Source organism: Streptomyces sp. SAS_270, from assembly GCF_052543295.1.
The window spans coordinates 51,662-62,297 of sequence record NZ_JBMNDS010000059.1 but is presented as its reverse complement, the minus strand read 5'-3'; the positions used below and the strand labels follow the sequence as shown (position 1 = coordinate 62,297).

Annotated in this window: 8 protein-coding genes; 1 reads left to right on the top strand and 7 read right to left on the bottom strand. The window is 66.9% G+C overall.

Annotated features, from left to right (window positions below; translation table 11 throughout):
* Positions 1-661: 661 nt before the first annotated feature.
* Both dnaE and ACN6LB_RS31570 read right to left on the bottom strand, forming a co-directional pair.
* A complete protein-coding gene (gene dnaE, locus ACN6LB_RS31575) occupies positions 662-4,087 on the bottom strand; it encodes a DNA polymerase III subunit alpha (protein ID WP_445028827.1) in 3,426 nt (1,141 codons plus the stop codon).
* Between the two features lie 184 nt (positions 4,088-4,271).
* Positions 4,272-5,213: a haloalkane dehalogenase gene (locus ACN6LB_RS31570; protein WP_445028826.1), complete on the bottom strand. Its 942-nt coding sequence runs from the start codon at positions 5,211-5,213 to the stop codon at positions 4,272-4,274.
* 361 nt (positions 5,214-5,574) lie between these two features.
* On the opposite strand from ACN6LB_RS31570, the gene ACN6LB_RS31565 reads away from it, so the two are divergent.
* Positions 5,575-6,561 carry a helix-turn-helix transcriptional regulator gene (locus ACN6LB_RS31565; RefSeq protein ID WP_445028825.1) on the top strand — a complete coding sequence of 329 codons (987 nt, stop codon included), beginning with the start codon at positions 5,575-5,577 and terminating at the stop codon, positions 6,559-6,561.
* 251 nt (positions 6,562-6,812) lie between these two features.
* On the opposite strand, the gene ACN6LB_RS31560 is transcribed toward ACN6LB_RS31565, so the two are convergent.
* From ACN6LB_RS31560 to ACN6LB_RS31540, 5 genes are all read right to left on the bottom strand, one after another.
* The gene (locus ACN6LB_RS31560; protein ID WP_445028824.1) at positions 6,813-7,595 is read right to left on the bottom strand and encodes a hypothetical protein; all 783 of its coding nucleotides are present in this window, start codon (positions 7,593-7,595) and stop codon (positions 6,813-6,815) included.
* Positions 7,596-7,879: 284 nt separating this feature from the next.
* Positions 7,880-8,704, bottom strand: coding sequence for an SDR family oxidoreductase (locus tag ACN6LB_RS31555; RefSeq protein ID WP_445028823.1), 825 nt, complete (start codon positions 8,702-8,704; stop codon positions 7,880-7,882).
* A gap of 94 nt (positions 8,705-8,798) precedes the next feature.
* Positions 8,799-9,362: a UTRA domain-containing protein gene (locus tag ACN6LB_RS31550; RefSeq protein ID WP_445028822.1), complete on the bottom strand. Its 564-nt coding sequence runs from the start codon at positions 9,360-9,362 to the stop codon at positions 8,799-8,801.
* Between the two features lie 174 nt (positions 9,363-9,536).
* Complete coding sequence (locus tag ACN6LB_RS31545; RefSeq protein WP_445028821.1) at positions 9,537-9,965, bottom strand: tautomerase family protein; 429 nt, start codon at positions 9,963-9,965, stop codon at positions 9,537-9,539.
* A 69-nt stretch (positions 9,966-10,034) separates the two neighbouring features.
* A complete protein-coding gene (locus ACN6LB_RS31540; RefSeq protein ID WP_445028820.1) occupies positions 10,035-10,574 on the bottom strand; it encodes a hypothetical protein in 540 nt (179 codons plus the stop codon).
* Positions 10,575-10,636: the final 62 nt, after the last annotated feature.

Genomic DNA, 10,636 nt, shown 5'->3' with positions numbered 1-10,636 from the left:
TCGGCCGGCTGACCCCCGTCGAATTCGAGATCGTCATGACCACACCGGCCCCCCAGGCCGCGTGATCGAACCTGTCACCCGAACCTGCATCAGACCCACGCGTCAACTCGTGGCTCGACGGAACACCCACGCATGACGACAGACAGCTCGTAGCGCTCGCGGCCGTGGTGATCCCACTCCTTTCGCCGTCGATGGTGCGCCGCGGCGATCCCCTACTGCGATATGCGGTGCGCTCACCGCGGGCACCGCACAGCACAAGAGGAACGGCAAGAGGCCATGGACCGACTCGCTTCGGGTCGCGGCCGCGGTATACGCCGCAGACCGGCTCCTGGACCGCGGGTATCCAGCCGACTACATCGCTGACACGATCTTCGACCTTCGCCTCATCGATCACCGGCGCAGGCCATGGCGCATGGACGTCGCTGAGCTGGCGTACGGGCCTGCACTGCGGCCGAATCCCTTCATTGAGCCGCTGGTACACCGCGGACTGATCACTCTCGGCGGCTGGCTCTGACTCGAAGAGGGGCGACATCGTGACCGAAACGTGCGCTCGTGCCGAGGACGATGAGGGACCCCAGGAACGAGAGCCGGCCGGCGCTCCGAACATCTGGGGCTACCCGCCCATGGGCAGGGCCGACGCCGCGGCTCCGGGGAACGGTGGTTACTGCAGCGGCCGTACATCCTCGTAGGCGGACTCGCGATATGCCGTATCGCCGTACCACGGCTCTCCGCTTGTCTCGACGGACGATATGTCCAGTACGGCGATTTCCTGGCCGACGAGGCCGACGTTCCCGTCGCCTTCGTTGAGGCGACCTTGGACGGCGACGACACGGTCCGGCGTCAACGCGTGCTGGACCAGCGGGTAGGCGGCGGGGAAGATCAGGATCTCCATCTCGCCGTCGCGGTCTGCGAGGCGGACGACTGCCCAGACCTTGCCCTGTTTGGTCGTCCTGCGTTGGACGTGGGTGATGAGGCCGGCGAGGGTGACGACGCCTTCGGTGCGGCCGGACGCGGTGAGCTCGGTGATGGTGATGGACCGGTGGCGGGACAGGATGTGCTCGGTGCCGTCCAGGGGGTGCGCGGAGACGTACATGCCGAGCATGTCCCGCTCGGCGGCCAGGAGTTGCCTGCGCGGCCACTCTGTGTCGTCGATGGTGAAGTCGAGGCCGAACGAGGGCTGGCCGTCGGTGCCGCCTAGGCCGCCGAAGAGGTCGTCCTGTCCGATCGCGGCCTGCTTCTTGACCGGAACGACCGAGTCGATGGCGTCTTCATGGACGGCGGACAGCCCTTTGCGGGTGTGGTGCAGCGAGTCGAACGCCCCGCCCTTGATCAACGATTCCACGACCCGCTTGTTCAGCGCCGCGAGGTCTGCCTTGTCGAGGAAGTCGAGGAAGGAGGTGTACTTGCCCTTCGACGTGCGGGTAGCGACCAGGGATTCGATGACGCTCTCGCCGACGTTGCGGACCGAGCGCAGCCCGAACCGGACGTGTTCGCCGACGGCGGTGAAGTTCGCGACGGACTCGTTGATGTCGGGGGGCAGGACCCGCACGCCGAGCTTGCGGGCGTCGGCGAGGTAGATCGCGGCCCTGTCCTTGTGGTCGCCGACCGAGGTGAGCAGGGCGGCCATGTACTCGGCGGGGAAGTGCGCCTTGAGGTAGGCAGTCCAGTACGACACCAGGCCGTAGCCGACGCTGTGGGACTTGTTGAACGCGTACCCGGCGAAGGGCAGCATCACCTCCCACAGCGCCTTGATCGACTCCTGCGAGTACCCGTTGTCCCGCATCCCGCCGTGGAACTTCTCCCATTCCGCGGCCAGCACCTCGGGCTTCTTCTTGCCCATGGCGCGGCGCAGCAGGTCGGCGCCGCCCAGGGTGTACCCGGCGAGCCGGCGGGCGATGGCCATGAGCTGTTCCTGGTAGACGAGCAGGTGGTAGGTGTTCCCGAGGATCGGCTCCAGGGCGTCTTCCAACTCGGGGTGGATCGGGGTGATCTCCTGGCGGCCGGTCTTCCTGTGCGCGTAGTCGGTGTGCGCGTGGGCGGCCATCGGGCCGGGCCGGTACAGGGCCAGGGCGGCGGCGATGTCGTCGAAGCGGGAGGGCTCCATCAGCTTCAGCAGGGTGCGCACGCCGGCGCCGTCGAGCTGGAACACACCGACGGTGTCACCCCGGGCCAGCAGCTGGAAGGTGGTGGCGTCGTCCAGGGGAACGGGGGTGGCACCGTAGGCGGGGACAGTATCGGTGGTGAGGTGGATACCGCGGTTCTCGCGGACGTTGTGGATCGCCTGGTCGATGACGCCGAGATTGCGCAGTCCCAGGAAGTCCATCTTGACCAGCCCCAGGTCCTCGCAGCTGGGGTAGTCGAATCCGGTGATCTTCATGCCGTCCCTGGGGCGCATGTGGAGGGGGACACGGTCGGTCAGGCGGGTCTTGGACAGGATGACCGCGGCAGCGTGGACTCCGGTGTTTCGGATCAGTCCCTCGACGCCCATCGCCGCGTCGAGGACCCGGCGCACATCGGGTTCGTTCTCGTACAGAGCACGGATCTCGCCGGCCTCCCCGTAGCGGGGGTGGTTCTTGTCGAAGATCCCGGGCAGCGGGATCGCCTCGCCCCTGGGGTCCTGCGGGAGGGTCTTCGTGATCCGCTCACCGTGCGAGTACGGGTAGCCCAGCAGCCGCGCGGTGTCCTTGACGGCGTTCTTCGCCTTGAGCCTGCCGAAGGTGTTGACCAGCGCCGTGTACTGGTCGCCGTATTTCTTAACCACGTACCGGACCATGCGCTCGCGGTGGCGGTCGTCGAAGTCGAGGTCCACGTCCGGCGGGTCGATGCGCTCCGGGTTCAGGAACCGTTCGAAGAGCAGCCCGTGCTCCAGCGGGCACAGCTCGGTGATGCGCATGGCGTACGCCACGATCGACCCCGGTGCGGAACCACGTCCCGGCCCGACGGGGATCTTCTGGGCGCGGGCGTACCGGCAGATGTCTGCGACGATGAGGAAGTAGGAGGAGAACCCCGTCGGGCCGATGACGTTCATCTCGGTCTCGAAGCGCTCCATCACGTCGGCGGGGACCGGGGAGCCATAACGCATAGCCAGCCCCTTGAGGCACTCCTGTCGCAGCCACGACTCCTGGGTCTGCCCTTCGGGGACGCCGGGGTACTGCGGCATCTCGTCCCCCGGGGCGAAGACCTCCTCGTAGGACTCGATGCGCTCCGCGACCAGCAGGGTGTTGTCGCACGCCTCGGGCAGGTCGGCGAACAACTCCCGCATCTGGGCGGCGGTCTTGAGGTAGTAGCTGGTGCCGTTGAACCTGAACCGGTTCGGGTCGTCCTTGTCCTTGGCCACCTGGATGCACAGCAGGTTGTCGTGGGTGTCCGCGTGCTCTTCGAGGACGTAGTGGGCATCGTTCGTCGCCAGCAGCGGGATGCCCAAGTCCTTCGCCAGACGCAGCAGGTCGGTGCGGACGTTGCGCTCCAGGGCCAGGCCGTGGTCCATCAGCTCCAGGAAGTAGTTCTCCCTGCCGAGGATGTCCTGGTAGCAGGCCGCGACGTGTCGTGCCTCGGCGTACTGGCCAAGGCGCAGCCGGGTCTGGACCGCACCGGAGGGGCACCCGGTCGTCCCGATGACGCCCTCGGCATGCTCCGAGATCAGCTCCATGTCCATACGGGGCTTGCCGGCCGGGAACTGCCCCGTGAAGCTGGCCTCACTCGACAGGTGGAACAGGTTGCGCAGTCCCTGGGCGTTGCGGGCCCACATCGTCATGTGGGTGTAGCGGCCTGCGCCCGGCACGTCCCTGGAGCCGTCGCCGTCGTCCGGCATGGCGCGCTGGCCGCCGGGCCCCCAGAACTCCTGCGTGCGGTTACGGCGCCCGGACGGGGCGATGTACGCCTCGATGCCGATGATCGGCTTGACGCCGTCGAAGCCTTGGGCGACCTGCTGGAACTCGTACGCGCCGAACATGTTGCCGTGGTCGCTCATCGCGATGGCGGGCATGTGCTGCCGGGCGGCCTCGGCGAACATCGGCTGCAGCCGCTGGGCACCGTCGAGCATCGAGTACTCGGTGTGATTGTGCAGGTGGACAAAGGAGTCGGTCACCGGGAAGGCCCCTCCGAGGACCGCGGGGAAGAACGCGCCGGTCACGAGAACCGGATCTTGAAGCGACCCCCAAGCAGAGCACCCCCGAGGGGCCCGCTCCCGGCAGGTGTGAGGCCGGTCGCCGCCATGCTCCACACCACTCGCGTGGGCCGCTGGGTGTGGGGCGTGGCGTGCGGGTGGGCTGTCAGCCGAGGCTGAGGATGGCCTCGACCAGCAGGTCGGGCTGCTGCTCCTGGAGGAAGTGACCGGCGTCGGGAACCGTCACGTGCTTCTGGCCCTTCGCGCCGGGGACGCGGGCCTGGAAGATTCCCTCGAAGGGGCGCGAGATGTGATCGTGCTCGGCGAAGGCGGTCAGGAACGGCTTGTCGAAGGCTTCCAGCCCGGCCCAGGCACTGCGCAGCGTCGCGGCGAGCGGTTCCGGGGTCTCGAGCGTGACGAGGTGCGGGAACTGCCGTGCCCCGGCGAAGTACCGCTCGGAGGGGAAGGGGGCGTCGTAGGCAGCAGCCTCCTCCTCGGTCAGGACGTCACCGGTGGCACTGAGAGCGGCGGCGACCGCCCGCGAAGCGGTCAGGTCGGGCGCGTCGGACATCTCCCGCCATTCCAGGAACGCGCTGAATCCCTGCGCGAACGTCTCCGGGGTCAGGGAGGCCATGAAGTCCGGGTCGGTCAGGCCGGTGTTGGAGGCGACGACGGCCACGAACCGGTCGGGCGTGAGCCCGACGTGCACGTTGAAGATGTAGCCGCCCCAGTCCTGGCCGAACAGGGTGATGTCGGTGAGGCCGAGCTGGTCCAGCCAGTCACCGGTCCAGGCGATGTGGGACTCGTAGGTGTAGGCGGCCCGGTCGACCGGCTTGTCCGAGCGGCCGAAGCCGATCAGATCCGGGACCAGGACTCGTCGGCCCGCTGCCACCAGGCCGGGGATCATCTTGCGGTACAGGTAGCCCCAGGACGGCTCGCCGTGCGCGAGGACCACGACCGGGCCGTCGGACGGCCCCTCGTCGACGTAATGCATGCGCAGTCCCTCGCCGACCGTGACGTAGTGCGGCTCGTACGGCCAGTCAACGAGGTTCTCGAAACGCTCGTCCGGGGTCCGCTCGATGTGCATGCCGGCTGTTGAGTTCGACATGTCGCTCCCTTCCTGCAGTGTGGATCGGCCGGCTCGCTCCAGTGCCGAGCCGCGTGCTGTTGCCCCATGAACGTACGACCGGATACATGACATGTGCCGTCATGTTTATCTGGGACTTTTTCGGCACACTCCGCGGGAGAGGCAGCGGCGGCTGGCCGGGCCGACTTGTGCGGAGCCGAGCGTATGCGGCGGCTTTTTGAGTCTTGGAGCCGACACGCAGGGTGCCCGGACCGGCACCCGCAGGAGCGGCGTTGGCGCTGGCACCGGCCGCAGCCCGGTGCGGGACGGGTGGAGCCGGAATGGAGGAGCCCACTCTGGATACATGACGGACTTCGTCATGTATCCAGGTCATTCTTGGGGTATGAAATCCGACCGATTGCTGTCGCTGCTGCTGTTGCTGCAGACCCACGGGCAGATGCCCGCGACCGACCTGGCCGCGCGCCTGGAAGTGTCGGTCCGGACCATCTTCCGCGACGTCGAGGCGCTGTCCGCGGCCGGTGTGCCCGTGTACGCAGAGCGAGGCTGCAACGGGGGCATCGCTTTGCTTCCCGGCTACCGCACCGATGTCACCGGCCTGACGGCCGACGAAGCCCGCGCGCTGTTCGTATTGGTCACCGACCGGGCCCACGCCGACCTGGGACTGGGCCAGGCGATCGGCTCGGCGCTGCGCAAGGTCATGGCTGCTGTGCCCGCGCCGTTTCGCGGTGACGCCGATCTCGCGAGCCGCCGCATCCTGATCGACCCGGTGCGCTGGCGCGGCAGCCCTCAGGAGCTCACCGTCGACCTCGGCGTGCTCCAGGCCGCGGTCTTCAACGACCGGCGGCTTCGACTGCGCTACCGTCACGGCCGCGATGCCCAGATCCGCTCCTACACCCTCGATCCGTACGGGCTCGTGAGCAAGGCGGGTATCTGGTACCTGATCGCCGATCACCACGGAAAGCCCATGATGTTCCGGGTGGACCGGATGCTCTCGGCGACGGTCACCGAGGATCCCGTCCAGCGGCGCAGCGGGGTGGAACTGGCCGAGCTGTGGGAGGGCCTGCGATACAGGGTCGACAACGTGCCCACACCGGTGAGCGTGACGGTGAAGGTCCAGCGCCCCATGCTGGCGAAGTTCCTGGCTCTGCACGGCGCGGAGCTCGCCGCCCCGCCACCGCAGGAGCCGGCCGATACCGAGAGCACCGATCCGGTGCAGCTGGAGGTGAGGTTCCATTCGCTGCGCCTGGCTGAGCAGCTTCTCCTCTTCGGTCCCGCCGTCGAGGTCCTTCAGCCGGCCGAACTGCGTGAGGCGCTGGTCCGCAGGGCACAGGAGACCATCGCCCTGTACGACGGCGCCCCAGCAGACTGACAGTAGTCGTCGCCCGGACGCGTCGGCGCGTGAGCAGGCCCGCGATGTCACTGACCCGGACTTCATCCTTGCGCAGGCCGACGGCCAAGGAGCGGGCAGAGACGGTGCCTTGCACGATCCGCGCGTTCCCACAACTCATCGGCTGCAACTGTTCAACCTGGGTTCGCGCGAGCCGAAGTTCATCCCGACGAACCCAAGGGTCTATGGAGCGGGTGGCTGGTCTCGATCCCTGGGTTCTTCTGATCCGACGGTCATAGGGCAGGGTCGATGAGGAGCGCGGCGGCGCCGGCGGCGACAGCGAACAGGGATATTCCCGCACCCAGTGCGGCGGACCTTGCACTGATGTCCTTCCTCAGTCCCGCGGCCAGGAAGGCGACGGCGTCGACCGAATCGACGAGCACGTTGAGTGCGACGAAAGTGCTGGGCTCGGTGAAGCTTTCGAGGTGCAGCAGCCCTGCGGCCAAGATCGCGTTGCGGATGGCGAACATCCGCGCGTAGGTGATCGCCGGTGTGCCAGTGGCGTCCATTCGAATGAGGCGAGTGGCCCACCTGGGTGCGAACAGGTGGGTGGCAGCGGCAAAGATGCGACCGCCGATCAGGATTTGCAGGGGAAGTGAGGTAATGATCTCCGAGGTTGCCATGGCGCATCCCTGAATTCGTAGGTGTCTGGCGTTGATGCACTGGATCCCCAAGCGCGGTGGGGTGCAGCTGGTGGCGGTGCGGTTTCGTCGGAAATGGGGTCTGTGTTTTTTGTGCACTGCGGGGTTTCGAATGGCAGCCAGTCGAAGAGGTAGCAGGTTGGCGACGATCTTTCCGTTGGTGACGGTCACGCACTCGGCAGCGGGCGAGCTTTCCACTGGCACCGTGCGGGTGTCGTAGACGAGGGTCGCCTTCTCGTCGACCCCGAAAGCGGCGATCAGTTCGTCCGATGCAAGGATCTGCACGAGCAGCGACATGAAGGCGCGGTAGCCCTCGGCACCCTCGATCAGCCCGCCAGGTGCGTAGCAGACGATGTTGTCGGCGATGTAGGTCATCGCACGATCGAGGTCGTGCGGGGTCCGGGCCTCTCAGTAGGCCAGCGCGGTCCGCAGCGCGGGGCTTGAGTTGTCACCGGAAGTACCTTCTTCTGCAGGCGTGAGGCCGGCCCCCGCTCTTCTGCAGGCGTGAGGCCGGCCCCACCATGCCGCTGCCGGCGTCCGTGTCAGCGGGCAGCCGCGGGGAACCCATCTACGAAGACCTCGTCGTGCAGACGGTCATCGCACGCACCGGCCCCAATGACCCTCTTCTCAAGGTCAGTCCGGTGCTGGCAGGGCTGGTTCTAGGCGGTGGTGCCTTCGGCCTCGGCGGAGAGCTTGGCCCACTCCTCCCACGTCTTGAGCCGCTCGGTATAGACCGGCGGGGCGACGTGCAGCGGGGCTGTGCCGAAGAAGACGCGCAGGGGCGGGGTGTCGGCGTCCACGATCTTCAGCAGTGCCTCACCGGAGGTGGCCGGGTCACTGTTCCCCAGCTGGCTCGCCCCGGCGTGCGCGGCGGCGCGCACCTCGTCATAGGCGGGCAGCGGTTCGGCGGCTACGGCCGAGGAACCGGCCCAGTCGGTGGCGAACCCGCCGGGCTCGACGAGGGTGACCTTGATCCCGAAGCCGGCGGCCTCCTGGGCGAGGGCATCACTGAGTCCCTCCAGAGCCCACTTCGAGGCGTTGTAGCCGCCGACGTAGGGGAACGCCACGACACCGGCGATGGTGGAGATCTGCACGATGTGGCCGCTGCCCTGCTCCCGCAGGAGCGGCAGGGCGGCCTGGGTCACCCACAGGGCGCCGAAGAAGTTGGTCTCCATCTGGTCGCGGATCTGCTGTTCTGTCAGTTCCTCGACCATGCCGAACAGGCCGTAGCCGGCGTTGTTGACGACGACGTCCAAGCGCCCGAAGTGGGCGTGCGCCCGCTGGACGGCATCGGTGGCGGCGGCCTTGTCGGTGACGTCCAGGGTCAGGGGGAGGATCGCCTCGCCGTGGGCGGCCACCAGGTCGGCGAGGGAGTCCGTGTTGCGGGCGGTGGCCGCGACCTTGTCGCCGCGCTCCAGGGCCGCCTTGGCGAACTGGCGGCCGAAACCGCGCGACGAGCCGGTGATGAACCAGATCTTGCTCATGAAAACACTCCGATCGAGATGACGTCTTGGGCCAAGGGCATTTGTTGGGCTCCGGAGCGAGATGTCCCGGGGCACAGATTCCGTCTTTGGGTGGTTACGCGGGCGCGTCGGCCGGAAACTCGTAGTTGAGGGTCCACAGGTGAGTGGGCATTACGTGAAGGCAGACTTCAACCGGTCGTTGCTGGGAAGTCCATCCCACGTGCGTGATGGAGTAGACCAGGTGGTTTTCCCTCAGCTCAAGGGATTCGACTTCCTGAGCAGTTGGGGGGCGAACGTTGATCTCCTCGGTGATCCTCACCTGAGCGAGGCCCATCTCGGCAAAACGCGCGATGATCCCACCCGGGCCACTGCTTTCTGCTTCGAGAGCCGTCCCGTCGGCGATCTCGACAGGGATGTAGGAGTCGGCAAGCTGCACCGGAGCCTCATTCGCGAGCATTATTCGAGCCCGCTTTACCGTGCTGATCTCTTCCGGGGACACACCCAGAATGGCTGCAACCTGCTCAGGTGGAGCGGCCTTGGTGACGGTTCTGGCCGACGCGGGATCCATTTTCAAGCTGTGAATCTCCGAATCGAATGCAATGCGTCCGGCCGCACGCCTGCGGGCTTCGTACGAATAACGCCCGACAGTATTCCGCTTGACTTCAGGGACGGCGTTCACGATTGTTCCTTTCGATCGAGGCCCGTACCAGGTCGCCTGCCGGGCGTTACTGGATTCGGGATGGCCTCCCCGGCCCGCAAGGGGCTACGAGCACCCCACACCACGGCCTGTGCTGCCCGGGAGCGACCCGTTGCGGATGAGTTGCCGTGGCTGAGCACGCTGGGTTGCAGGCTGCTATGTACTGGACAGCACCTCCCCGAGTTCCTCCTTGTGACGTTCGACCCAAGCCGCCTCTTCACCGGGGGCGGGCATGATCAGGCCGGCTTCCATGACGGAGGTCGAATCGAGCTCGTTGAGCCCGATCACCACGCTGCGGGGATGCTGGCCGGTGATCGCGGTCCAGGCTTCGGACAGCCGGGTCAAAAGTTCCGCGCGCGCCGCACGATCCCTGCCGGCCCGGATCGCTCCATTGATCACCGACAGTGTGTTGGGCCGTCCGGCGGTGAAGAACTCCGACGGCTCGTATTCACTGAACACGACGTGGACGAACCCCCGGGGCGCTCCGGTGACCGAGGTGTGCACGGTGGTGATTGCTTCCGCCAGCTCGGTGCGGCGGTCGGTATCGAGCGAGCCGGCCGGGACGAGACACTGATAGATCGGCATGAATTCCCTTTCCGTTCTGTCATTGGGTCTGTCAGGGTTCGATAAGCACTTTCCGGTTGGTCCGCCGGATTACGTGGTCAGGGCGGCCGGCACCGGAATGTCCAGGAACCTCAGCAGGTCCGCGAGTTTGGCGTCGAGTTCCAGGCCAACTTTGGTGATGTCGGGATTGCCGAAGGTGGCGAATCGGGTGCTGGGCTGTTCGACGGAGAACCAGGCGGCTCCCTGGCGGTCCTCGTGGATGGTGGCGCGCTGTGGGGCGACCAGCACGGCCGGGTCGCGGGTGTACACCCGATGGGCGATCGTGTGGTTGCCCATCAGGTATGTGGTGCAGGAGCCGGTGTCTGCGGCCACGCTCAGTCGTGCCATGCCCCCGACGCCGGAGCTCCAGTACCGGACGAACCCGTGCGGTGCGTTCTCGGCGGTGGCGGCGAGAACGGTGTCCCAGGTGACCGGCTCAGGCTCCATCTCGCTGAACCGAGCGGTATCGAACGACGGCACGGCACGCTCATAGCTGGTGCGGAGGTCGTCGAAAGACAGCCCCGTACCGATCGAGAACTGGACGACCTCGTGCATCACCGTGGTGATGGTTCCGGGGATGGTCGTGCTCATCGTGCGCTGTCCTGTTGCAGGCGACGGGAAGTGAAGGACTGGACGCGAGCCGCGCGGCCGAA